The organism is Mesorhizobium sp. (genome assembly GCF_965229135.1).
GTDB lineage: Bacteria > Pseudomonadota > Alphaproteobacteria > Rhizobiales > Rhizobiaceae > Mesorhizobium.
The window spans coordinates 3,075,728-3,099,881 of sequence record NZ_OZ245860.1 but is presented as its reverse complement, the minus strand read 5'-3'; the positions used below and the strand labels follow the sequence as shown (position 1 = coordinate 3,099,881).

At 63.6% G+C, this 24,154-nt stretch carries 23 protein-coding genes, 1 tRNA gene and 1 pseudogene; 7 read left to right on the top strand and 18 right to left on the bottom strand.

From position 1 onward, the window contains the following. The first annotated feature begins 55 nt into the window (after positions 1–55). Together ACO07C_RS14675 and ACO07C_RS14670 are read left to right on the top strand one after the other, a co-directional pair. Positions 56–937: a capsular polysaccharide synthesis protein gene (locus ACO07C_RS14675; protein WP_421914878.1), complete on the top strand. Its 882-nt coding sequence runs from the start codon at positions 56–58 to the stop codon at positions 935–937. Between the two features lie 127 nt (positions 938–1,064). After that, positions 1,065–1,772 carry an SDR family NAD(P)-dependent oxidoreductase gene (locus ACO07C_RS14670; RefSeq protein WP_421914877.1) on the top strand — a complete coding sequence of 236 codons (708 nt, stop codon included), beginning with the start codon at positions 1,065–1,067 and terminating at the stop codon, positions 1,770–1,772. A 113-nt stretch (positions 1,773–1,885) separates the two neighbouring features. Here ACO07C_RS14670 and rpsA read toward each other — a convergent pair whose 3' ends face one another. Next, positions 1,886–3,583: a 30S ribosomal protein S1 gene (gene rpsA / locus ACO07C_RS14665; RefSeq protein WP_421914876.1), complete on the bottom strand. Its 1,698-nt coding sequence runs from the start codon at positions 3,581–3,583 to the stop codon at positions 1,886–1,888. Positions 3,584–4,020: 437 nt separating this feature from the next. On the opposite strand from rpsA, the gene ACO07C_RS14660 reads away from it, so the two are divergent. After that, positions 4,021–4,911, top strand: a complete 891-nt coding sequence (locus ACO07C_RS14660; RefSeq protein WP_421914875.1) for a bile acid:sodium symporter family protein — start codon at positions 4,021–4,023, stop codon at positions 4,909–4,911. A 15-nt stretch (positions 4,912–4,926) separates the two neighbouring features. Here the strand turns inward: ACO07C_RS14660 and cmk are convergent, their stop codons facing one another. The 3 genes and pseudogenes from cmk to aroA form a co-directional block, all read right to left on the bottom strand. Continuing rightward, positions 4,927–5,577, bottom strand: coding sequence for a (d)CMP kinase (cmk, locus tag ACO07C_RS14655; RefSeq protein WP_421917532.1), 651 nt, complete (start codon positions 5,575–5,577; stop codon positions 4,927–4,929). A gap of 30 nt (positions 5,578–5,607) precedes the next feature. Further along, positions 5,608–5,886, bottom strand: a pseudogene (locus ACO07C_RS14650) (DUF6881 domain-containing protein); the annotation flags it as partial. Beyond that, positions 5,883–7,241, bottom strand: coding sequence for a 3-phosphoshikimate 1-carboxyvinyltransferase (gene aroA, locus ACO07C_RS14645; RefSeq protein WP_421914874.1), 1,359 nt, complete (start codon positions 7,239–7,241; stop codon positions 5,883–5,885). The pseudogene ACO07C_RS14650 and the gene aroA, both read right to left, overlap by 4 nt. Before the next feature lie 194 nt (positions 7,242–7,435). Here aroA and ACO07C_RS14640 point away from each other — a divergent pair, with 194 nt between their 5' ends. Together ACO07C_RS14640 and ACO07C_RS14635 are read left to right on the top strand one after the other, a co-directional pair. Continuing rightward, positions 7,436–7,822, top strand: coding sequence for a TIGR02300 family protein (locus ACO07C_RS14640; protein ID WP_202356579.1), 387 nt, complete (start codon positions 7,436–7,438; stop codon positions 7,820–7,822). A gap of 182 nt (positions 7,823–8,004) precedes the next feature. Then, positions 8,005–8,080, top strand: a tRNA-Ala gene (locus tag ACO07C_RS14635). 286 nt (positions 8,081–8,366) lie between these two features. Here ACO07C_RS14635 and ACO07C_RS14630 read toward each other — a convergent pair. The 6 genes from ACO07C_RS14630 to ACO07C_RS14605 all read right to left on the bottom strand — a co-directional run bounded on the left by ACO07C_RS14630 (position 8,367) and on the right by ACO07C_RS14605 (position 13,826). Then, on the bottom strand, positions 8,367–8,855 hold the full coding sequence (locus tag ACO07C_RS14630) for a hypothetical protein (protein WP_421914873.1): 489 nt from the start codon (positions 8,853–8,855) through the stop codon (positions 8,367–8,369). A gap of 113 nt (positions 8,856–8,968) precedes the next feature. After that, complete coding sequence (locus ACO07C_RS14625; RefSeq protein WP_421914872.1) at positions 8,969–9,823, bottom strand: sugar phosphate isomerase/epimerase family protein; 855 nt, start codon at positions 9,821–9,823, stop codon at positions 8,969–8,971. 1 nt (position 9,824) lies between these two features. Then, positions 9,825–10,601, bottom strand: coding sequence for an ATP-binding cassette domain-containing protein (locus tag ACO07C_RS14620; RefSeq protein WP_421914871.1), 777 nt, complete (start codon positions 10,599–10,601; stop codon positions 9,825–9,827). Then, entirely contained in the window at positions 10,598–11,569 is a 972-nt protein-coding gene (locus tag ACO07C_RS14615) for an ABC transporter permease (RefSeq protein ID WP_421914870.1), read from the bottom strand. The genes ACO07C_RS14620 and ACO07C_RS14615 overlap by 4 nt, the downstream gene beginning before the upstream one ends. 113 nt (positions 11,570–11,682) lie before the next feature. Next, positions 11,683–12,672, bottom strand: coding sequence for a substrate-binding domain-containing protein (locus ACO07C_RS14610; protein WP_421914869.1), 990 nt, complete (start codon positions 12,670–12,672; stop codon positions 11,683–11,685). A gap of 80 nt (positions 12,673–12,752) precedes the next feature. Next, positions 12,753–13,826 (bottom strand): LacI family DNA-binding transcriptional regulator, encoded by a 1,074-nt coding sequence (locus tag ACO07C_RS14605; protein ID WP_421914868.1) that lies wholly within the window; start codon positions 13,824–13,826, stop codon positions 12,753–12,755. Positions 13,827–13,972: 146 nt separating this feature from the next. Between ACO07C_RS14605 and ACO07C_RS14600 the strand changes: the two genes are divergently transcribed. Continuing rightward, positions 13,973–15,004 carry a hydroxyacid dehydrogenase gene (locus ACO07C_RS14600; RefSeq protein ID WP_421914867.1) on the top strand — a complete coding sequence of 344 codons (1,032 nt, stop codon included), beginning with the start codon at positions 13,973–13,975 and terminating at the stop codon, positions 15,002–15,004. Between the two features lie 10 nt (positions 15,005–15,014). On the opposite strand, the gene ACO07C_RS14595 is transcribed toward ACO07C_RS14600, so the two are convergent. From ACO07C_RS14595 to ACO07C_RS14560, 8 genes are all read right to left on the bottom strand, one after another. Then, positions 15,015–15,710, bottom strand: a complete 696-nt coding sequence (locus ACO07C_RS14595; RefSeq protein ID WP_421914866.1) for a YoaK family protein — start codon at positions 15,708–15,710, stop codon at positions 15,015–15,017. Positions 15,711–16,105: 395 nt separating this feature from the next. Beyond that, the gene (locus ACO07C_RS14590; protein WP_421914865.1) at positions 16,106–17,041 is read right to left on the bottom strand and encodes a sugar ABC transporter substrate-binding protein; all 936 of its coding nucleotides are present in this window, start codon (positions 17,039–17,041) and stop codon (positions 16,106–16,108) included. A gap of 25 nt (positions 17,042–17,066) precedes the next feature. Next, positions 17,067–18,029, bottom strand: coding sequence for an ABC transporter permease (locus tag ACO07C_RS14585; RefSeq protein WP_421914864.1), 963 nt, complete (start codon positions 18,027–18,029; stop codon positions 17,067–17,069). Continuing rightward, complete coding sequence (locus ACO07C_RS14580) at positions 18,029–19,027, bottom strand: ABC transporter permease (protein ID WP_421914863.1); 999 nt, start codon at positions 19,025–19,027, stop codon at positions 18,029–18,031. Before ACO07C_RS14580 ends, ACO07C_RS14585 begins: the two co-directional genes overlap by 1 nt. Beyond that, positions 19,024–20,496, bottom strand: coding sequence for a sugar ABC transporter ATP-binding protein (locus ACO07C_RS14575; RefSeq protein WP_421914862.1), 1,473 nt, complete (start codon positions 20,494–20,496; stop codon positions 19,024–19,026). The genes ACO07C_RS14580 and ACO07C_RS14575 overlap by 4 nt, the downstream gene beginning before the upstream one ends. Before the next feature lie 150 nt (positions 20,497–20,646). Continuing rightward, positions 20,647–21,495: an amidohydrolase family protein gene (locus tag ACO07C_RS14570; RefSeq protein WP_421914861.1), complete on the bottom strand. Its 849-nt coding sequence runs from the start codon at positions 21,493–21,495 to the stop codon at positions 20,647–20,649. A 20-nt stretch (positions 21,496–21,515) separates the two neighbouring features. Beyond that, positions 21,516–22,361 carry a fumarylacetoacetate hydrolase family protein gene (locus ACO07C_RS14565; protein WP_421914859.1) on the bottom strand — a complete coding sequence of 282 codons (846 nt, stop codon included), beginning with the start codon at positions 22,359–22,361 and terminating at the stop codon, positions 21,516–21,518. 16 nt (positions 22,362–22,377) lie between these two features. Next, positions 22,378–23,127 (bottom strand): SDR family NAD(P)-dependent oxidoreductase, encoded by a 750-nt coding sequence (locus ACO07C_RS14560; protein ID WP_421914858.1) that lies wholly within the window; start codon positions 23,125–23,127, stop codon positions 22,378–22,380. A gap of 257 nt (positions 23,128–23,384) precedes the next feature. Between ACO07C_RS14560 and ACO07C_RS14555 the strand changes: the two genes are divergently transcribed. Then, the gene (locus ACO07C_RS14555; protein WP_421914857.1) at positions 23,385–24,143 is read left to right on the top strand and encodes a GntR family transcriptional regulator; all 759 of its coding nucleotides are present in this window, start codon (positions 23,385–23,387) and stop codon (positions 24,141–24,143) included. Positions 24,144–24,154 lie beyond the last annotated feature (11 nt).

The window sequence follows — 24,154 nt, the reverse complement described above, 5'->3', positions numbered from 1 at the left end:
TGACGCACGGCCGACGACTTCCTTTTTCAGCGAACCGGCGGCTTTCCGGGATCCGTTGAGAATTTCCTACCTTGCCCCGCTACGCTGGGCTGCCTCGTCGCCGGCCCTGCCTTGGTCATTGCGTAGCGGCGCGGCGAAGGTCTGCCTGCTCCTCGCGGGCAAGAAGCAGCGGCGAGCCCGCCGCGTCGCGGTCGACCATTCCCGCTGGTGTTCCACCAGCACGCCGAGCGGTGGTGTCGGCCCGATCTGGCAATATTGGGGGCAGGGCGTCGACGAAGCCCCGCCCTTGATCAAGGCATGCCTGCGCTCGGTACAGCGGTACAAGGGGGATCGGGAGCTGATCGTGCTCGACGACAGGACGATCGAAAACCATATCGATCTGCCCGATCATCTCTGGGACAAGCGCCGGTTGATGACAAAGCAGCATTTCTCCAATCTCATTCGGTTAAGTCTGCTGCAAAGGCATGGCGGGACCTGGCTGGACGCAACCATCCTGCTGCGGCAGCCCGTTCCCGCCGAGATCGAGCGCGAGGATTTCTACATCCTGCGCGAGACGAACCGCCATCCACGGCTCGTGGAGACCTGGTTCATCCATGCCCGCAAAGGGCATCCGCTGGTCGAAACGGTGCTTCATGGCCTGTCGGACTACTGGAGAAAACACGACAGGCTGCACGAATACTTCATGTTCCCCTACCACATGGAGGCGTCGCTTCTGCTGCACCGGCGGCTGCGGCAGGATTTCCTGCGCATGCCGCAAGTGGGTGCCGATCGGCCGCATGAACTACAGTGGCTGCTCTTCAAGCCTTTTGACGAGGCCGCCCATCGCGCGCTGTTCGACGGCTTCTGGCTGCACAAGCTTTCCCGCCACGGCGAACGGCCGGCAACGAACGAGCGTTTGCTCTACGATGCGATCATCGATGGCTGGCCGATGGCTTGAGCAATGCAAAGAAGCGATGCTGCCATGTCGAGATATCAGTTGAGTGATCGTAAGAAAGGCGCGACGCTCTGCGTCGACGCGGCATAACAAGCGACATAATTATAAAAAATGACAGGAGCGGTCCAGCATGACGGAAACACTTGAAGGCAGGCATATCGTCGTGACCGGCGGAACCGGGGCGCTCGGTGGCGCGGTTGTCGGGAAACTTCTGAGCGAGGGCGCGGTCTGCCATGTGCCCAATGCCCATGCCGCCGCGCCCGCGCATTTTCCCTTCACCACCCATGATCGCGTCAAGCTGGCGCACAATGTAGATCTCTCGGACTCCGCCAAGGTCGAGGCATTCTACAGTCAGGTTCCGGGCCTGTGGGGCTCCATCCATCTTGCCGGTGGTTTTGCCATGGCGCCGGTGGAGAAGATCGAGTCGGCATCCTTTGCCGAGATGATGGACACCAATGCGCGCACCGCCTTCCTGTGCTGCCGCGCCGCGGTGCGTTCGATGCTTGCCTCGGAGACGCCGGGCCGCATCGTCAATGTCGCCGCGCGGGCGGCACTCGAGTTCCGGCGTGGCGCCGGCATGGTCGCCTACGCGGCCAGCAAGGCGGCGGTCGCGGCAATGACCGTTGCCATGGCGGAAGAATTGAAGGGCAAGGGCATCCTGGTCAATGCCGTTGCACCCTCGACGCTCGACACGCCGGCCAATCGCGCCGACATGCCGGATGCAGATTTCACCAGATGGGTCAGCCTCGAAGCGGCGGCCGAGGCCATCGCCTATCTCGCCTCGCCGGCCAATCTGGCCATGAGCGGCACGCTGGTGCCGCTTTACGGCAGGGCCTGAGCCATCGGCGCGGGCTTTCAGTTTTCAGCACGAGCCAAACAAAAACCCCGCCGGATCGCTCCGGCGGGGTTTTTGTTTCTGCCAGCCTCCGAGAGGCCGCGGGCAGCGGATGCTTAGCTGCCCTGCTTCTTCAGCGCGGCACCCAGGATATCGCCCAGCGAAGCGCCGGAGTCGGTCGAGCCATACTGGGCGACCGCTTCCTTCTCTTCGGCGATTTCCAGCGCCTTGATCGAGACCTGCAGCTTGCGGGTCTTCTTGTCGAAGGCGATGACGCGGGCATCGACCTTCTGGCCGACGGTGAAGCGCTCGGGGCGCTGCTCGTCGCGGTCACGGCTCAGGTCCGAGCGCTTGATGAAGGTCTCGATGCCGCTGTCGACCAGCCGCACTTCGAGGCCGCCATCCTTGACGCCGATGACTTCACAGGTGACGACGGCGTTCTTGCGCAGTTCGCCGCTGTTGGCCGCTTCGCCGACCGTATCCTTGGCCAGCTGCTTGATGCCGAGCGAGATGCGCTCCTTCTCGATGTCGACGTCGAGCACCTGCGCCTTGACCATGTCGCCGCGATTGTACTCTTCGATGACCTGCTCGCCCGGACGGGTCCAGTCGAGGTCGGAAAGGTGCACCATGCCGTCCACGTCGCCTTCCAGGCCGATGAACAGGCCGAACTCGGTCTTGTTCTTGACCTCGCCCTCGACCTGGCTGCCGACCGGGTGGGTGCGCGCGAAGGCTTCCCAAGGGTTTTCCAGCGTCTGCTTGAGGCCGAGCGAGATGCGGCGCTTGGCCGGATCGACCTCGAGCACCACGACGTCGACTTCCTGCGTCGTCGACAGGATCTTGCCGGGGTGCACGTTCTTCTTCGTCCACGACATTTCCGAAACGTGGATGAGGCCTTCGATGCCCGGCTCCAGCTCGACGAATGCGCCGTAGTCGGTGATGTTGGTAACGGTGCCCTTGATCTTCTTGCCGATCGGGAACTTGGTGCCGATCTCCGACCACGGATCGCTCTCGAGCTGCTTCATGCCGAGCGAGATACGGTGGGTTTCCTGGTTGATGCGGATGATCTGCACCTTGACCGTCTGACCGATGTTGAGGATTTCGGTCGGATGGTTGACGCGGCGCCATGCCATGTCGGTGACGTGCAGCAGGCCGTCGATGCCGCCGAGGTCGACGAACGCACCGTAATCGGTGATGTTCTTGACGACGCCTTCGACAACCTGGCCCTCTTCGAGGTTCTGCACGATTTCCGAACGCTGTTCGGCACGGCTTTCCTCGAGCACGGTGCGGCGCGACACGACGATGTTGCCGCGGCGGCGATCCATCTTGAGGATCTCGAAGGGCTGCGGGTTGTGCATCAGCGGGGAGACGTCGCGGATCGGGCGGATATCGACCTGGCTGCGCGGCAGGAAGGCCACGGCGCCGTCGAGGTCGACGGTGAAGCCGCCCTTGACCTGGTTGAAGATGACGCCTTCGACGCGCTCACCCTTGGTGAACTTCTCTTCGAGACGGACCCAGCTCTCTTCGCGGCGAGCCTTCTCGCGCGACAGCATGGCTTCGCCAAGCGCGTTTTCGATGCGCTCGACATAGACTTCGACGGTGTCACCGACCTTGAGGGTGGTGTCCTTGCCCTTGACGCCGAATTCCTTCAGCGGCACGCGGCCTTCGACCTTGAGGCCGACGTCGATGATGGCCATGTCCTTTTCGATCGCGGTGATCGTGCCCTTGACGACCTGACCTTCGCCGGAGTGGCCGGTGGTGAATGATTCTTCGAGCAGGCTCGCGAAATCATCGCGAGTGGGATTTGCAGCTGACATTGTTTCTCCTGGAATGTCCCGCATCTTCAGCGGAACGGCGCCGTGGGTTAGCGTTGCGTTGGCCTGCCGGCGTTCCGGGCTAAAAGCCCTCGGCCGCTTTCAGGCGGCAATTCCGGCGCATGAAGAATGCTGGCAGGCTGGTTCGTGCCCGATATGGGTATTCTCTTTGTTTCCGGCAAATCGGAAACGGCGGGAAAGCCCGGATCAGACCTTGGTTTCTCTTGGCCGGCACGTCGTCGATGATCATTCTGACCGCGATAAACGCGGCTTCTATAGCGATTTCACTCCCATCAGGCAAGTGCGCGCGCCGACGCGGTCGAGTGGTTGCTCCCGAATGTTGCGCCGTGACGCAATCCCAAGCGGAAAACCGTTTCACAATCTTCCGGGAATTGCTCTAAGTCGGCTTGGGGAATCTGGCTGATCAATGGGGGATCATCTTGCAGTCAAGCGCCACCTTCAACATCTTCCTGCCGGTGGCCCTGGTCATCATCATGCTGGGGCTTGGCCTGTCGCTCAAGCTTCGGGATTTTTCCGAGGTTATCTCGCGGCCGAAAGCCCTCCTCGTCGCCCTTGTTCTTCAGATATTCGTGCTGCCGATCATTTGCTTTGGCATCGTGTCCGTTTCCGCCCTGCCTCCCGCCATGGCGGTCGGCATGATGCTGCTGGCGGCCAGCCCCGGTGGCCCGTCGGCGGTTCTCTACACGCATCTTGCCAAGGGCGACACGGCGCTCAGCCTGTCGCTGACAGCGATCAACTCGCTGGTGGCGCTGGTATCGGTGCCGCTGATCACCAATTTCTCACTGCTGCATTTCTATGGCGCCGGGCAGGTCATCCCCCTGCAGATTGAAAAATTCCTGCAGTTCTTTGCCCTCGCGCTCGTTCCGGCCTCGATCGGCATCGCCATTCAGCACCGCTACCCGGCTTTGGCCGACCGCATGGAAGGGCCCGTCAAGCTGCTGGCGATGCTTTTCCTGGCGACGGTCGTTCTCTTCGCCATTGTCGGCCAGTGGGATCTCATCATCACCTGGGGGCCGGTCGTCGGCATCGCCGCCCTTGCCTACAATCTGGCGAGTATCGCGGTCGGCTACGCCGTGCCGCTTGTGTTCCGTTTCGAACGGCGGCGCGCAACCGCAATCGCGATGGCGACCGTCATTCACAATGCCGCGTTCGTCATCACCCTGGCGCTCAGCGAATATTTGCTCAACAACGCCGAAATGGCCGTGCCGCCAGCGCTCTACGCACTGATAGCCTATATCACCGCCGGGATATTCGTGTTCGTCCTGAACAGATCAGGCAAGCCACAACCCGTCGCAGCGGCCATACGATAGAGCGGCCGAGGCCGCTCAGGCCTGGTCTCTCCCGGCCATGGCGTGGTCGATGATCGCCATCGCCGCCAGAAACGCCGCTTCGATGGCCATGTCACTGGTGTCAAGCAAATGCGCGTCGGCGGCGGGCTTCAGCGGCGAGTCGGCGCGGCCCATGTCGCGCTCGTCCCGGCGCACGATGTCGGCGAGGATTTCGGTGAAATTGGCGGTGCCGCCAATGCTTTCGATCTCGGCCAGCCGTCGCCTTGCCCGCACCTCCGCGCTCGCCGTCACATAGAGTTTGATGTCGGCGTCGGGACACACGACAGTGCCGATATCGCGGCCGTCGAGCACGGCGCCCGGCGGCGTCTTGGCGAAGTCGCGCTGCTTTTCAACCAGGATGCGCCGTACCGACGGATACACCGCGACCTTCGAGGCGGCTTCGCCGACGGCATGGGCGGACAGGACGGTACGGTCGAGCTTCGCCAGGTCGACCTGACGCGCCGCGGTCTCGGCCGCCGAGACATTGTCGAGCGGCAATGCGTGCTGGATGAGTGCATAGGCCACCGCGCGATAGGTGAGGCCGGTGTCCAGCAGGTTCAGCCGGTAATGGTCGGCGAGCCGCCGGGCCAGCGTGCCCTTGCCCGCGCCTGCGGGGCCGTCGATGGCGATGGTGAAGACAGGGGTCATTCGAACCCTCGATGCAAGTGCTTTACTCCATCTGCGCTCAAAGTCAGTCGCTTCGACTTCCGAGGGCTCGAACTGCCTGTCCGAATTGATCTCTGCGAGATCAGGAAAGCCTTCTGTCGAATTTCTAGTGCCTCCGACCTCAATATCTTCCGACCCGTCAAGGGCGCCGCCGCGAATGGCAAAGCCCACGGAGCCATCGGTATAGAATTCTAAGGTCCGGTTCTGAAAATTGGCGTCGGCGATTTCATAACAGAGGTAGGACTGCTCATCGGATATGTCATGTTTCCAATGAGCGAAAACGTATCTCACTCGATCTCCGCGCCCAGCGCCTTCATCAGTCCCATGAATTCCGGAAAACTCGTCGCGATCATCGCCTGATCGTCGATTGTAACTGGCTTTTCCGTCGCCAGTCCCATGACCAGAAAGCTCATGGCGATGCGGTGGTCGAGATGTGTCTTCACGGTCGTGTCCTGGCCGTTGGGATGACCACCCAGCCCCTTGCCGCCGGGCCTGCCGCGCACGGCGAGCGAAGCCTCGCCCTCGGTGCAGTCGACGCCGTTGAGCTTCAGCCCGTCGGCAACGGCGGACAGGCGATCGGATTCCTTGACGCGCAGCTCTTCCAGCCCCTGCATCAGCGTTTCGCCCTCGGCGAAGCTGGCGGCGACGGCGAGCACCGGGTATTCGTCGATCATCGACGGCGCCCGCTCGGGCGGCACGGTGACGCCCTTGAGTTCGGAGTAGCGTACACGCAGGTCGGCGACATCCTCGCCGCCGGCATTGCGCGGGTTGAGGATGTCGATCTTGGCGCCCATCTCCTGCAGCGTCAGCAGAAGCCCGGTGCGGGTAGGGTTCATCAGCACGTTTTCGATTGTGATGTCGGAACCCGGCACGATGAGTGCCGCAACCAACGGGAAGCCGGCCGAGGACGGGTCGCCGGGCACGGCGATGGTCTGCCCGGTGAGCTTGCCCTGGCCTTCGATGAAGATGTGGCGCACGCCGCGCTCGTCGGTCTCGACCGACAGGTTGGCGCCAAAGCCTTTCAGCATCTTTTCAGTGTGGTCGCGCGTCATCACCGGCTCGATCACGGTGGTGATGCCCGGCGTGTTCAGGCCGGCAAGCAGCACCGCCGATTTCACCTGCGCCGAGGCCATCGGCACACGGTAGGTAATGGGGGCTGCGTGCTTGGGCCCACGCAATGTGATCGGCATGCGGTCGCCCGGCGTCGCCTTCAGTACCTGCACGCCCATCTGGCGCAGCGGTTCCAGCACGCGGCCCATTGGCCGCCCGGACAGCGAGGCGTCGCCGATGAAGGTCGTTTCCATGTCGTAGGTGCCGACGAGGCCCATGGTCAGCCGCGAGCCGGTGCCGGCATTGCCGAAATCGAGCGGGCCTTCCGGCTGCAGCAGCGCGCCATTGCCGGTGCCGCGTATCACCCATTCCGCGCCGTGCTTCTCGATATGCGCGCCCATGGCCTTCATGGCGGCACCGGTGCGCATCACATCCTCGCCTTCGAGCAGGCCGGTGATGCGGGTTTCGCCGGACGCCAGGCCGCCAAACATGAAGGAACGGTGCGATATCGATTTGTCGCCGGGCACGCGGGCGGTGCCGGAAAGGGCTGATGATTTGCGGGCGGTGGCCGACTTCGGGGCGGCGGCGTGAGACATGGAATTTCCCTGGACGGAATGCCGGCGTGCCGGCGCTTTTCAATTGGTGCGGCGGTCTCGTATCACGGCAGGCCGAAATGGTCATCCCCATCAGCGACGCCTTTCGTTGCATGGTTTTGTGACGCCGGCTTTTCGCTTTGACAGCGCCGCAAACTGTGGTTAAGGGGACCACTCTTTTATTCACGAGGCTTGCCGTGGCAAAAACCGAACTTGGCACAAAGCGTGTCGACCCTGAGACGGGCCGAAAATTCTACGACCTGAACAAGGACCCGATCGTCTCGCCTTATACGGGCAAGACCTATCCGCGTTCCTATTTCGAGGAAGGCAAGATCGCCGCTCTCGAGGAGGAAGAGGAAGTGGCCGAGAAGGAAGTGGACGCCGAGGACGAAGAGGGCGTTGAAGTCGTCTCGCTCGAAGAGGCCGACGACGACGTCAAGGGCGACGATCTGCCTGATCTCGGCGATGACGAGGACGTCGACCTCGGCGACGACGAGGATGACACGTTCCTTGCCGACGAAGAGGAAGAAGACGACGATGTCGCCGACATGATCGGTGTTGGCGACGACGACGACGAGGTCTGAGGCCATGCGTTCGCGGGCTTTCCGGGCCTGCGAACAACTTTCTCGGCCTGTGGACAAAAAGCCGGTATTCAAGGCTTGATATTGACGAAGGGCGGGGTTAGAAGCCGCCTGCACTAACGGCGCGGTCACCAACCCGCGCCGGATCTCTTCGCCGGAAACGGCGCCGGTTGACTGCCGGATGTGGGGCCATAGCTCAGTTGGGAGAGCGCTTGAATGGCATTCAAGAGGTCGTCGGTTCGATTCCGATTGGCTCCACCAGTTATTCTCTAGGGTATTAATTCCCCAAGACCTTTCATTTCAGGGCATAGCAAGGCGAAGCGGCTCATATCTATGGTCCATGAGGCAGGATTTTCTTGCCTGAACGGTCGTCTCACCTCCAGCGTCCCGGTCGTGTCCGTTGGCTTCGATTGCGGGTTCCTGATGGCACGCGAAGCGCGAGGCTGATGTCCATGTCGGCGATGACGCCGTTAGATCGTTGCGGTGGATTTTCTGAAACCGGTCGTGGAGTCTGTGTGAAGGCGTGACTCAGAGGGTCGGGCCGCGCTCACCGGAGCATGAAGGACCAGAACAGGCAGGCCAGCGTCGCGGCGGCGAAGATGACGAAGAACAGGCTGCGCAGCAGGACGTTGCGCCGCAGGTCGTTCATGACGATGTGGCAGCCGACAATGGCGGCAACGAACAGGAACCGCCAGTTCAGCAATGACCACAGGACATCGTGCTGGCCAAAGACCCATCTGGCGACCAGGCATCCGATGATGCTGGCGAACAGCACGATGACCGTCCAGAAGAGGGAATCCGCCGCGTTGGTCAGAACGATGCTGGCGGCGCGGATCGGCAGGACCATCATCAGCAGGGCGCTGAAGAAATAGATGGCGGCGAGCGGTATGAAAGTCCCGGCATCGGCGATGCCGTCGAGGCGCTTCACGCCGACCGCACCGAATGGATAGCCATGCCTGGCCACCGCAAGGCTCAGCGCCATGAGCAATGCCGACAGGACAGCAACCAGGGCGAATGAGGTGAGGGCTCTGCTCATGACGTTTCCAAGCGGATCGAACGGGCGAATCGGGCAGGATCGATCCTAGTCCACGGTCGTAAACTGCTCGTAAGCGCCGTCGGTTCGGAGCTCCTCCTCCGCGATCGGTCTGACTATCCCAATGTCAGCCCGGCTTTCCTTGCTTCCTCACGCAGGAACGGCAGCCCGACACCGATGACGTCATCGGGATTATCCGCCACCGGCCGCCACACGGCGAGCCCGCCGGCTATGTCGACGTCGACATGGTTCATGCTTTCCAGCGTGATGGCGCCTGTGTAGCCGATATCGGCGATCGCCGTCATGCAGGCCGCCCAGTTGAGCATGCCGCGCCCGGGCACGCCGCGATTGGCTTCCGAGACGTGGACATAGCCGAGATAGGGTGCTGCCGCCTTGAAGCCGTCGTCGAAACTCTCCTCCTCGATATGCATGTGGTAGGTGTCGAGGTGGATGAAGATGTTGTCGGCGCCGACGCGTTCGATGATGACGGCGGCATCGACCCCGCGATTGATCAGGTGCGTCTCATAGCGGTTGCAGGGCTCGATGCCGAGCTTCAATCCATGCGCTTTCGCTGCTTTCGCCGCCCGACCGAGGAAGCGGCACATGCCGTCGATCTCGGCCTTGGTCGGAGCTCGGCCGGATGTCTTGCCTATGGTGCCGTAGGTAACGCCGCCGAGTGCGGCGCTGCCCACCGCTTCGCAGACGGCGAAGGCCGGCTCGAGGAAGGCCAGCGCCTCATCGGGACGCGCCACCACATCCAGCGAGGCAGGCAGGCCTAGCGATGGGATGACGTCGACGCCCCAGCGTTCGGCGAAGGCGCGCGTGCGTCTTGTGTCGATCTCTTCGGGGCGCAGCAGCGGGATTTCGAGCAGGCCGATGCCGAGTTCCTTCAGCCGTTCCATCCGCGGCTCGATCAGATCGAGATCCCAGACCGGCGCGATGGCGAAAGTGTGCAATCCGAACGTATTCATCTCAGCCTCTCTGCTCGTGCGCCGCCGCGGCGCTGTTGTCGCCGCCGCCGACGATGCGGCCGACGACTTCGTTCATGTTGGTCTTCGCGGTGATCAGATTGGCTTCTGCGCGGCCGTGACGCAGCACGACGATGCGGTCGGTAACCGCCAGCACATCGTTCAGCCTATGCGAGATCAGGATGACGGCGATGCCTTCCGATCTCAGGCGGCGAATGAGGTCGAGCACGCTCTGCACCTCGCGCACGGCAAGAGCTGCCGTGGGCTCATCCATGATGACCAGCCTCGGGTTGAAGGTCAGCGCGCGGGCGATCGCCACGGTCTGCTGCTGGCCGCCGGAGAACGATCCGACCGGGCGGTTGATGGACGGCAGATGCGCGCCCAGCCGCTCGATCATTTTTGCTGCCTGTCGGTCCATCTCGGCCTTGTCGACAAAGCCTGGAAACAGGCCGAACAGTTTCTTCACCGGCTCGCGGCCGAGGAAGATGTTCGCGGCGACGTCCTGCTGCCTGGCCAGCGACAGGTCCTGGTAGATCATCTCGACGCCGAGCCGGCGCCGTTGGCCGGGATCGAGCGGCAGCATGTCCTTGCCGTCGAGCTGGATGGCGCCGGAATCGGCCCGATAGATACCGGTGATGGTCTTCATCAGCGTCGACTTGCCGGCGCCGTTGTCGCCGACAAGGCCGATCACTTCGCCGGCCTCGACCGAGAGGTCGACGCCATGAAGCACATCGACCGCGCCGAAACTCTTGCGGATGCCTTGCAGGGTGAGAAGGGTCATACGCGTGACTCCTTGCGCACCTGATATTGGTCGATGAATACGGCCAGGATCAGCACCGCGCCGATGGCCATCTGCTGGTAGTAGGATTGCACGGCGAGCAGCGTCAGCCCGTTCTGCAGCACGCCCATGATCAGCGCGCCGATCATGGTGCCCAGGATCGAGGCGCGGCCGCCGAACAGATTTGTGCCGCCGATAATCGCCGCCGTGATGGCGGTGAGCTCATAGTTGATGCCGGCGGTCGGGTCGCCGGCATTGACGCGGGCGGTGAACAGGAGGCCGGCTAGACCGGCGAGCGCGCCCGACAGCGTGTAGATGATGCGGCGATGGTGTTCGACGCGGATGCCGGCCGCGCGGGCAGCACCTTCACTGTCCCCCAGAGCCAGCGTGTGGCGCCCAAAGCGCGTGTAGGCGAGCAGGCAATGCGCGACGATGGCCGTCAGCAACAGCAGGATGACCGGCATCGGAATGCCGAAGGGCCGGCCCTGGCCGATATAGACGATTTCGGGCGGCAGGCCGTAGATCGCCCTGCCCTGCGAGATGACCAGCGCCAGCCCGCGCGCCAGGCCGAGCATGCCGAGCGTAACGATGAAGGCCGGGACGAAAGCGCGGGTGACGAGTTGCCCGTTTATGTAGCCGGCTATGCCGCCGGCGACAATGCAGGCGAGAACCGCCAGCGGCGACCACCAGCCGAGATTGACGGCGACGAAGGCGCCGACAACGCCGGACAGGCCCATCACCGAGCCCAAGGACAGATCGAGCCCGCCCGAGCCGATGACGAAGGTGGCGGCGATCGCCAGCACGCCGATCGTCGATGTCGCCAGCAGGATGTTGAGGACATTGCTGAGCGACAGGAAGTAGGGCGACAGCACCGCCATCACGGCGCTGAGCGCCAGCAGCACCACCAGCGATTCCAGCCTGATATGAAGCCGTTCGACGGCCGCGCGCTGCAGCCGGGACCAGAAGGACATTGGGTTGCACCTCTTTGTAAGGCAGTAGGCGGTAGGGATCAGGCAATAGGGAACCAAGAGCGTTTCCGCCCTAGGATCTGATCCCCGCTCACCTACCGCCTACGGCCTATTCCCTACTTCACGTATTCCAGCATCGGTTCCTTGCCGGCGTCGATCACGTCCTTGGTCAGCACCAGGGTCGGCACGGCGATGCTGTCCTCGACCTTGTCGCCGGCCAACGCCTTCTTGACGTTCTCGACCGCCTGCTTGCCGACGAGATAGGGCAGTTGCGCCACGGACGCGTTGAGCCTGCCTTCCTTGATCGACTTCACCGCATCCGAATTGCCGTCGACGCCGATGATGGTCACCTGCGGCCCCTTGCCGGCGGCGTAGACGGCTTCGACGGCGCCCAGCGCCATACCGTCATTGGCACAGAAGATGGCGACCAGATCGGGATGCGCCGTCAGCGTGTCGGTGGCGATCGAGGCCGCCTTGCCGCGGTCCCAGTCACCGGGCAGCGAGGCAACGATCTGAAGCCCCGGCGCCAACTCCTTCAGCTTGTCGGCAAAACCCTTGGCACGCTTCTCGCCAGTGATGTTGCCGGAAAGGCCCTCGATGACCAGCACGGGACCCTTGGCGTCCTTGCCGAGCTTGGAGACGAGATATTCAGCCCCTTGCGCGCCGGCCGCATTGTTATCGGAGCCGATATGGAAGGTGACCTTGATGCCTTCCTTGTCGAGGACCGTCTGATCAAGGTTGTTGTCGAGATCGACGATCTTGATGCCGGCCTCCTGCGCGGTCTTCAGGCATGGCAGCAGGTTGGTCGAATTGATGGCGGCTGTGATCATCGCCGCCGGCTTGCGCTCCAGCATGGTGTTGCAAAGGTTCAGCTGCGGCTCCGCCGCCTGGTCGCTCTCGGCTGCCTGCTGGAAGATCTTGACCCCGGCTTCCTTGGCGCCGGCTTCCACGCCCTGGGCCATCGCGCCCCAGAACGGATTGGCCAGCGTCTTCATAAGCACGCCGTATTCGGCGTCGTCGGCTTTTGCCGCGCTGATCGCCGAGAACGCCATTGCAACGCCCAAAGCCAAAGTAAATCGATTTATCTTCAGAACGAACGGTGTCACCTTGTTTCTCCTCCGGTTGATGTCACGTGCCGCGAGCCGAGGCCAGGTGCGGCGCCTTCAGTCCAGTTCGACAATGGGGGTTATTGTCGGTCTCCTCCCCCGGAATGCGGGACGTTGCCTGGCGAGCCAACGGATTCCCGCATCAAAACCCGGCAAGGTTCGAGCCGCGCGGTCGGCGGCCCGTCCTGGCCTTCAATCCTGGCAAACAGCGCGTCCATCGCGTGGCCCGCGATCTGGCGCACCGGCTGCACCACGGCGGCGATGGCCGGCCATGTCACCTGCATCCATTCGGCATCGTCGAAGCCGACCAGCGAAATATCGTTGGGACAATGCCAGCCGCGCCGGCGGAATTCGGAAAGCGCCACCAGCGTGCCCTTGAGGAACAGCGAATAGACGGCCGTCGGGCGCTCGCCTCGGCCTTCGCCCTTGTCGAAGTAGTCGCGCAACCGCGCCCTCAGCGGCTCGACATCGGTTTCGGCAAGCACGACGTCGATCCGCATATCCGGCGCCAGTTTGAGCGCGGTGGCGCGAAAGCCCTCGAGGCGGGCACGCACCGTCGCCGCCTGCTCGCCGAGGCCAACGACCAGGATATGGCGATGGCCCTTGCCGATCAGTTCGTGCGCCACCTCGGCACTCGCGGCCGCGCTGTCGGCCGATACGGTGTCGAAGGCGTCGTCGGACAACACGCGGTCGATCAGCACGCCTGTCATGCCGTTGGCCTTCATGAACTCGGCCGCCGGGCCGTGCTCGTTGCGCACGGGCGCCAGCACCACACCGGCGACCCGCCAGTCATGCATGCGGGCAAGGATCTGCTTTTCGCGCGCTTCGGATTCGCGGCTCGATGCCGCCACCAGCGTGTAGCCGCGCTGCTCGGCAAGGCTTTCGAGCTGGGTGACCATCTGGCCGAAGAATTCGCTTTCGAACTCCGGCATGATGGCGCCGATGATACGGCGCTTGGCCCGGCGCATGTCGGACGCCAGCGGATCGACGCGGTAGCCGAGTTGCCCGACGGCGTCGAAGACGCGCTGCGCATTCTCGGACTTGACCGTGGTGACGCCTGCCAGCACCTTGGAGACGGTGGCCGCGGACACGCCGGCGCGACTCGCCACGTCGTGAATCGACGGACGCCGCTGTTGGGCTTCGCGATGCGCCATTGATCCTCCTCCCGAGGCGCGGATGTCAGCATTTCCATCCGCTGAGGAAATGAGTAAATCGATTTTTTGCAGTTGTAAATCGTTTCATCGGAGGTAATTTGTCACCTGATAAGGGCGTGATGCCGATCGCGCCGGGAGGAATCGCCATGTCAGACAGGGATTTGCCGCTGGTCATCAGCGCGCCGGAACCGCGCACGCTCGACCTCATCTTCACGCCGGCGCAATTGGCACGCCTCAAGGCGAAATACCGCATTGTCGAGACGACGCCGGACGGCGTGGCGAAACTGCCAGCCGATGTGCTGGCGGGAGCGCGCTACATCGTCGGCCAACCGCCGATCACGCCGGAAACGCTGGCCAGCTTGAAAGCATTGCGCTGCGTCTTCAATGTCGAGACGAATCTCATCAACAACATGCCTTACGAGACGCTGTTTTCGCGCGGCATTCACGTCGTCACCACCGGTCTGGTGTTCGCCGAGCCAGTGGCCGAGCTCGGCCTTGCCATGGCGCTCAACCTCGCCCGCGACATCGTCGACGCCGACCTCGCCTTCCGGCAAGGCAAGGAGTTGTGGGGTGGCGACGGCAACCAGACGGCCCGGCTGTTGTCGGGCGCCAATGTCGGCATCATCGGCTTCGGCGATCTTGGCCGCGCGCTGAACCGGCTGCTGTCGGGTTTCCGCACCCGCACCAAGGTGTTCGATCCCTGGCTGCCGCCGTCGATCCTCATCGACAATGGCGTCGAGCCGGCCTCGCTGGATGATGTGCTGTCGACCAGCGACTTCGTCTTCGTCGTCGCCTCGGTGACATCGGAGAACCAGGGTTTTCTCGGCGCCGATGCCTTCGCCAGCATGCGCAAGGGGGCGGCCTTCATCCTTCTCAGCCGCGCTGGCGTCGTCGACTTCCCCGCGCTGATGGCGGCGGTCAAGAGTGGCCACATCGCCGCCGCAAGTGATGTCTTCCCCGAAGAGCCGCTGGCTCCGGATCATCCAGTCCGTACCATCCCCGGCTTCCTGCGCTCGGCCCACCGCGCCGGTGCGCTCGACATCGCCTTCAAGCGCATGGGCGACATGCTGCTGGAGGACATGGACCTGATCGACCGCGGCCTGCCGCCGCTGCGCTCCAAGCGCGCCGAACGCGAGACGGTATCACGCATGCGCTCGAAGCCGGCTGACAGGAACTGACAAGCAGGGCCTACGTCCGCCGCGCTCGCTTCGCCTCGGGCAAGGCGATGGCGAAGAGCAGGCCGGCACAGATGAGGAGCAGCCATCCGCCGATCGCCAGGTAGACGATGACGCCACCGACACCACCGATGAAGAAGGACAGGATGGTGCTGAGATGCAGGCGAAGGCGGGTTTTGGCGTCGGCCCGCTGCGCCGAGTTGCTCGCCAGCAGCGCAAGTCCAAGGCCAATATCGGTGGCCATTCCCGAGACATGCGTGGTGCGGATGCGGGCATTGGATATGCGCGTCGTGGCAGCGTTCTGCAGGCCCATCACGAAACTGAGACCAAGGACGAGTACCGATCCGCTCTGGGTATTTGGCAAGCACAGGTCGACGACGCCGAGCGCCAGCAGCATCCCAGCCTCCAGGGTGATGCTGTAGGCATAGATCGCCCGCACGCCTCTGTTTCGGCCCGCCTCGATCAGCAGTCCGGAAACGAAGGCGCCGGCGATGAACGCGATCACCAGGGACAAGAACAGCCCGGCAAGGCCGAATTGCGCCAGGCCAAGGTGATCCGACAGCGCCGAGACATTGCCGGTCATGTTGGCGGAGAAGAAGCCGGTGGCCTGAAAGCCCGCAGCGTTGAGGGCGCCGGCCACGGCCGCCAGCAGCGCCGCCAGTCGAACGTCGATATCGATCGTCCGTTGATCACCTTCGCGTATCAGCATTGCACGGCCTCTTCTTCACCTTGCAATGGCAGCAAAGCTATGTCGGATACCCAATCACATGCCGCGTAGCCTCGTCCACATCACTTGAACGTCAGCAAGCATTTCAGTTCCCATAGGGGAACGCCCTATGCACCCGCGCCTCGAGGTCGTCCGCCGCGCGTCGCCATTTGGCAGGAGGGTCCGCTGGGCTGTGCTGGAACTTTTGCAAGGCAGCCGCGTTCTTCTCCCGGATCGTCTCCCATTCGATCCTGAACTCCTCCAATCAATACCCCGCCCGGCTCCCTGCCGGCGGGGTTTTTTGTATCTGGACGCAGACACCGTCGAACTTGGCCGAGAAACGAAAAGGCCCAGCAAATGCCGGGCCTGATCGTGCGTTGTCGAGAAGCGGCTGAAAATCAGAACGCGGGCTTGGTCGTCTCGACATTGTCCTTGGTGACGACCGTCAGCGGGATCGGGATACGGTCCTTGACGTCCTTGCCGTCGAGGATCTCGGCCATGGTGTTGATGGCCAGCTTGCCGTCCTCGTCGGGAGACTGGACGATGGTGGAATACATCTCGCCGGACTTGATCGACTCGAAAGCATCCTTCTGGCCGTTGATGCCCACGATCGGCGGCGTCGGCTTGCCGGGGTTGGCTTCCTTCCAGGCGTCGATGAAACCGCGCGCCATGGTGTCGTCGTTGGCATAGACGCCGTTGATCTTGTCGCCGAAGCGGGTGATCAGGTCGCGGCTGGCGACGAGCGCCTTCTGCTGGTCGAAGTCGGCATTGACGGTATCGAGAATCTCGATCTTGCTGCCCAGTTCCTTCAGGTGGTCGACGAAACCGCCGACGCGGCCGATCGTCGTGCCGTTGCCGGCCTGGCCGGCGATGACGATCACCGAGCCCTCGCCCTTCAGCGCCGTGTTCAGCGAGTCGGCGGCCATCTTGCCTTCCTCGTAGACGTCGGGACCGGTGAACGACTTGATGAAGGGCTTGGCCTGGTCGCTCATCGGCGAGTTGATCAGGATCGCGGGGATGTTGGCCTGCTGCGCGCGCGCCAGCGCCGGGATGTAGGCCTGCGGGTCGAGCGGCCACAGGATGATGCCGTCGGCCTTGCGCGCGATGCAGGTGTTGAGCTGCTCCGTGCCGGTCTGGACGTCGAAATTCTGGCTGAGGCCGAGCACGTCGATGCCAAGTTCCTTGGCGCGGGCCTCCAGCGCCTTGTTTGCCGGCGTCGCATAGGCATGCGAGTCGGCGGCGGTCACGTAGCAGACCGTCTTGGCTTCGGCCAAGCCGGCCGAGGCCAGCAGCGCCATGGCGCTGATAAGCAATGCGGTTTTCCTGTTAGTCATGGTTTCCTCCTTTTGAATGCTGTTTTCAGGCAGATGCGACGGCCCGCGTGTTGGCCCGCGCGGTGGTCCTGACGGTGCGGTCGAGAACGACGAGCAGAATGAGAATGAGGCCGGCGACGACCTGCTGGACGTAGGCGGGGACCGACTGGAACTCCATCGCGGTGGTCAACGAGGCGATGGTCAGGACACCGCCGAGCGTTCCCAGTGCGGAGCCGCGTCCGCCTTCGAGACGCGTGCCGCCGACGACCACGGCGGCGATCACCGAGACGGTCAGCTCCGAACCGAACATCGGCGACCCGGTGTTGGTGGCGAGGCTCTGCAGCACGCCCGCCACGCCCGCCAGCGTGCTGGCGAAGACGAAGCCGAGAAACACCATCCTGCCGGACGAGATGCCGCTGGCCTCTGCGGCGATCGCGTTCGAGCCGACCGCGAAGAGATTGCGGCCGGACACGGTGCGGGTCAGCCAGAAATGCAGGAGCAGGATGGCGGCCAGGAACAGCGCGCTGCGCACGGTGAAGATGTCGAAATAGATCTTGGCCAGCGCCAGCGAGAACATGATGTCGGTGCCCGACACCGGCTGGCTCGCCGTGATCCAGTGCGCGATCGAGCGGAAGATCAGCATGGTGGCGAGCGTCGCGACCAGCGAATTGACCTTGAAGCCGACCGACAGGATGCCGTTCAGCACGCCGGCGGCGGCGCCGGTGAGAACGCCGATGCATGCAGCCGGCCACAGGCCGAGGCTCTGCTGGAGTTCGATCGCGACGATGCCCGATAGGGCGAATACAGCGCCGCCCGACAGGTCGATCTGACCGGCGATCAGAAGAACCGTCAGGCCGATGGCGATGATGCCGATGGTCGAACTGCGGTCGAGACCTAGGCCGAGCGTGGTCAGGCTGAGAAAGCCGGGCACGAGAAGCGAAGCCACCACCAGCGTGAGGCCGAGGATGAGCGCGACCCGGTAGCGGGCGATTTGGGAAAGCAAAGCCATCACGCGACACCCCGCTTGCGAAGGGCGACATCGAGGGCAACGGCGATGGCGATCAGCAGGCCCAAGACGAACCCCTGGACGGGGGTGCGCACGCCCTGCAGCACCATGACATTGGTGAGCAGTTGCACGAAGACCAGCCCGGCGATGGCGCGCGGCACCGAGCCGAAACCGCCCATGATCGAGACACCGCCGACGACCACGGCGGTGATGGCGCTGAACTCGTAGCCCGTGCCGACCAGCGGCCGGGCGCTCTGCAGGGTCAATCCGAGCAGCGCGCCGCTGAGGCCCGAGCACAGTGCGGTGATGATGAAGGCGCCGGCCTTGACCGCGCGCACGGGCACGGCGCTGGCCTCCGCCGCGTTGTAATTGCCGCCGGTCGCGATCGTCCAGCGGCCCCAGAAAGACCGGGACAGGACGAAGTTTCCGACGATGGCGATGGCCAGGAAGATCAGAGCGATGGTCGGGATACCCAGCACGCGACTTTTCACCAGCGCCGCCGAAGCCGGGTCCGTGCCGTAGACGATGACGCCGCCGACAGCCGCCTGGACGATGCCGAGCACGATGGTGCCGACGCCCAGCGTGGCGATGATCGGATTGATGCCGACATAGCCGACCAGCAATCCGTTGACGAGGCCGCAGGCGCCGGCCAGCGCGACGGCCAGGAGGAACGCCGGGACCGGCCCGACCATCGGCTGCAGCGCAAGCGACAGGATCGCCCCACAGGCGACCGTTGCCGGCACCGAAAGGTCGGCAAGGCCGCCGACCACGAGCACGAAGGTCATGCCGACCACGACGATGCCGACGATGGCCATCGAGGTGAGCACGTTGACCAGATTGCCGGTTGTGAAGAAGACCGGGCTGGCGAGCGATCCGTAGAGCGCCACCGCCAGGATGGCGATCAGCAGGCCGGCGCGCGATGCCGTATCGACGAGCCGGCTGCCACGGTTGAAGCGCGGGTTGGTGCGTTCCTGCTGCATGGAGAGGGCAATATCCGTCATGCTGTTTCTTCGCCCGTCGCAAGCGCCATGATGCGCTCTTCCGACAGGTCCTTGCGCTCGATGGCCGGCGAGGCGCGGCCGTCGCGCATGACGACCACGCGGTCGCAGACGCCGAGCACTTCGGGCAGTTCCGAGGAAATCATGACCACCGCCATTCCCTTGGCGACCAGTTCGCCGATGATGCGGTGGATTTCGGCCTTGGCGCCGACATCGACGCCGCGTGTCGGCTCGTCGAGAATGAGCACCGACGGTTTTGCCGACAGCCATTTGGAGATGACGGCCTTCTGCTGGTTTCCGCCCGACAGGAGATTGATGCGTCGCTCCGGATCGGGCGGCACGATCGAGAAGTCCGCGGCGTATTTCGCGGCCAGCTTGCGGTCGGCGCTCATGCTGACGCCGCCGAAACGGGACAGCCGGCGCAGGACCGGCAGGCTGATGTTTTCGCGCACCGTCATCGACGGGATGATGCCGTCGCCCTTGCGGTCTTCCGGGACATAGGCGATGCCCGCCTTCATTGCCTGTGACGGCGAGCGGATGGTGACGGGCTTGCCATGGGTCTCGATGCTGCCGGCGGTCAAGGCGGCGAGGCCGAAGATGGCCTTGGCCACTTCGGTGCGCCCGGCGCCGACGAGGCCAGTCAAGCCAAGTATCTCTCCGGCGCGGACGTCGAAGCTGACATCGGAAAACGTGACGCCGTCGCCGAGGCCCGTGACCTTCAGCACCGGGGCGCCGATCGTCGAGGCGGTCTTCGGGAAGACGTTTGTGACCTCGCGGCCGACCATCAGCTTGATCATCTGCGCGGCGGTGATGCCGTCGGCCGGGCGTGACTCGATCATGCTGCCATCGCGCAGGATCGTCACATCATCGGCGATCTCAAGCACTTCCTTGAGCCGATGGCTGATGTAGACGATGGCGATGCCCTGCGACTTCATCTTCCGCAGGATCTTGAACAGCGCCGCCGTCTCATGCTCGCTGAGGCTCGATGTCGGCTCGTCCAGTACGATGATGCGCGGGTTGGCGGCATAGGCCTTGGCGATCTCCACCAGTTGCTGCTGGCTGATCGATAGGTCGCCGAGCCGTGCCTTCGGGTCGATATCCGCGCCCAGTTCCTTCAGAACGGCGGCCGCATTGCGGACCATCGCGGCCTTGTCGGCCAGCAGCCATTTGCGCGGCATGCGGCCGAGATAGACATTCTCGGCGACGGTCAGGTCGGGGACCAGGTTCAGTTCTTGATGGACCATCCGGATGCCGAGCTTCTGGGCATCGGCCGGCTTGCGCATGCGCACTTCCACGCCGCCGACTTCGGTTGTGCCGGTGGTGGGGAGATAGGTGCCGCTGAGCACCTTCATGAGCGTGGATTTGCCGGCGCCGTTCTCGCCCACGATGGCGTGGACACGGCCGAAATCGACGGAGAAATTGACGTCGGAAAGCGCCTTCACGCCTGGGAAGATCTTGCTGATCCCTTGCATGCGAAGAGCGCTCGTCGCGGCCGACATCCCGTCCTCACCCGTTTCCGATTTCAGATGCGTGGCGGCCGTTCGCAGCCCTCGTTGTTCTATAACACTAATATAACACAAGGCGCAAGGATTGTCCCGCATGGTTTTTTGGGCAGTCCGGCATCAGATCGACAGCTGGTAGAAACGGACGGCGTTCAGGCCATAGACAGCGGCTTGCTGGTCCTTCGAAAGCTGCGGATCGAGGACCGTGCGCAGCGCGTTGAGCGCCTCGGCGTAACTGCCCGCCAGCAGGCAAACCGGCCAGTCGCTGCCGAACATCAGGCGATCGGCGCCAAAAGAAAGCATGGCCTGGTCGACATAGGGCTTCAGGTCGCGCGGCCGCCATTTGTCATGGTCCGCTTCGGTGACCATTCCGGAGAGCTTGCAGAAAACATTGGGAAAGGCGGCGACATGCTGCAGGTCGCTGGCCCAGCCGTTGAAAGCGCCCGATGCAATCGACGGCTTCGAGATATGATCGATTACCGCCCGCAGGCCGGGCGCCCCTTCCATGGCCTTGGCGACGTTCCTGAGATGCCTGGGATAGGTCAGGATATCGAAGGCAACGCCGCGTTCGGCAACAACGCGAAGGCTCGACATGACCGCTGGCCGCAGGATGTAGGCATCGTCAGCCATATCCTGCAGCATGGGCCGCAGGCCGACGAACTTGGGATTGGCGATCAACGCGTCAAGCTTGTTGGCGAAGACCGGGTCTTCCATGTCGAGCCAGCCGACCACGCCGGCGACGAAATCCGCTTCCTCGGCAAGCGCCAGCAGGAACGCGGTTTCGTCCTCCGTCTGCGCGGCCTGGACGACAATCGTCTTGTCGACCCCGGCCCTGCGCAGCAGCGGCGCCAGGTCTTCCGGCAGGTAGTCCCGATAGAGCGGCAAGCCCATCCCGGGCGACATCCAATGATAGTCGCCACGGTCGACCCGCCAGAAATGGTGATGCGCGTCGACGACGGGGCTGGGCATGGCGGACTCCTTTCGCCGGCTCAGCCGTCGGCGCGGACGTGCTGTTTCTGCGATCCGAGCCCGTCAATGCCGAGTTCGACGACGTCGCCGGGCTTCAGCCAGCGCTGCGGCTTCATGCCCATGCCGACGCCGGGCGGCGTGCCGGTGGAGATAATGTCACCGGGATGCAGCGACATGAACTGCGACAGATACGAGACCAGATGGGCGACGCCATAGACCATGGTTTTCGTCGAGCCGTTCTGCATGGTCTCTCCGTTGACGGTCAGCCACATCTTGAGATCCTGCGGATCGGCCACCTCGTCCTTCGTCACCAGCCAGGGGCCGGTCGGGCCGAACGTGTCGCAGCTCTTGCCCTTTGTCCACTGACCCTGGCGTTCAGTCTGGAACGCTCGCTCGGACACGTCATGCGCGACACAATAGCCGGCTACATAATCGAGCGCCTCGGCCTCGGTGAGGTATTTCGCTGTCTTGCCGATGACGATGCCGAGCTCGACCTCCCAGTCGGTCTTCTGCGAGCCGCGCGGGACCAGCACGTCGTCGTTCGGGCCGACGATCGCCGAGGTCGCCTTCATGAAGATGACCGGCTCGGAGGGCACCGCCATGCCTGATTCCGCGGCGTGGTCGGCGTAGTTCAGGCCAATGCAGATGAACTTGCCGGTGCCTGCGACGCAGGGACCCAGCCGCGGATTGCCCTCGACCTTCGGCAGCGATGCCGGATCGATGGCCGCCAGCCGCGCGAGACCCTCGGGCGAGATGGCACTTCCGCCGATATCGGCAATCGTTCCGCTGAGGTCGCGAATGTTGCCGTCGGCATCCAAGAGACCGGGTTTTTCGGCGCCGGAAGGGCCATAGCGAAGCAGTTTCATCTGATCTCTCCGAGGGTCAATAGGTGGCGCGGCCGCCGGACAGGTCGAACACGGCGCCGGTGGTGAAGCTGTTTTCCCTGGAAACCAGCCAGGCCACCATGTTGGCGGCCTCGTCGACCTCGAGGAAACGGGCGCGCGGGATCTTCGACAGCATGTAGTCGATGTGTTCCTGCTTCATCTGGTCGAAAATCGGCGTGCGCGCCGCGGCCGGCGTGATGCAGTTGACGGCGATGTCGAGCCCGGCCAGTTCCTTGCCGAGCGACTTGGTCATGCCGATGACGGCGGCCTTCGACGCCGAATAGGCGGAGGCGTTGGGGTTGCCTTCCTTGCCCGCGATCGAGGCGACGTTGACGATGCGGCCGTAGCCTTTCGCCTTCATCGACGGCACGACGGCGCGATTGACGTGAAAGGTGCCGTGCAGGTTGATGTCGATGACCCGCTTCCAGTCGGCGACCGGATAGGCTTCAAGCGTGTGGTTGGGTCCGGCGATGCCCGCCGAATTGACCAGGATCGACACGGGCCCGAGCGCGGACTCGGTCTGGCCGTGCGCCGCCACGACGGCATCGGGATCGACGATGTCGACCACGACTGTGTCGACCGCGCCGCCGCCCAGTTCCTGCTTGGCTGCCCGCAGGCGATCGCCATTGACGTCCCATAGGCAGACCTTGGCGCCGGAGGCCAGGATGCGCTTCGCGAAGGCAAGGCCCAGGCCCTGCGCACCACCCGTCACGACAGCCACCTGACCGTCGAGATCAATCCTGTTCATCGGCAAGCCTTCCCTTGAATAATCGATGGAGACTGAAGAATGGTCGGGTCCTCGTCGGACCATGTCCTCAAGCGCGGCGGCGTTTCTCGCTCCCGATCATCAGCCGCCAGCATGATTGCTCTTGCACATTACACTAGTATAATGCAAGCCTTGAATCGTGCCTTGGGACGTCAAGCGGATTGAATTGTACCAGCCTGGCGCCCAATGCTATGCGGACGCCGCGCGCAGTGTGACAGAAAGCGGCAAGGGCAAGCTTCATGGCTTCAAGACCATCGGATACGACGGGTAGACCGCAGGCGGCACAGGGAAGCGAAGACAGGCTGACCGAATTCCTGCAAGGCGTGTCGCTCAACCGCGCCATCCCGCTGCGCGACCAGATCTATGTGCTGGTGCGCAAGGCTATCGTCACGGGCAAGCTGGCGCCGGGCGCCCCCATCAACGAGATCGAGATCGCCAACAAGCTTGGCATCTCGCGCACACCGGTGCGCGAGGCGGTCAAGAAGGTGAGCGACGAGGGCCTTATCGAGGTCTTCGCCCAGAACGGCACCTTCGTCGCCGGCATCAGCCGCAAGCAGGTCGAGGAAGCCTACATCATCCGCATCGCGCTGGAGCTCGAGAGCATCAAGCGCGCCGCCGCCGTGATCGAGACACACCATATCCAGGATCTCGAGGATATCATCAACGCCCATGAAACGGCCGTGAAGCGCTCGCGCTTCGATGAAGCGATCACCCGGGATGACGACTTTCATCGCTATATCGCCGAGGTGAATGGGCTGACCATGCTGTGGAAGGTCGTGGACGTCTCGAAGGCGCAGATGGATCGCTGCCGGCTGCTGTCGCTGCCTTCGCCCGGCGCCGGCCAGGAGACGATCGCCCAGCACCGCGCCATCCTCGATGCGCTCGCCAGGCGCGACCAGGCCGGCTCGATGAAGGCGCTGCGGACCCATCTTGAGACGTCGCTGCGCAACACCATCTCGCTGCTCGACGCCGAGCCCGCTTCGCTCCTGATCACCTGAACCGGGTGGTT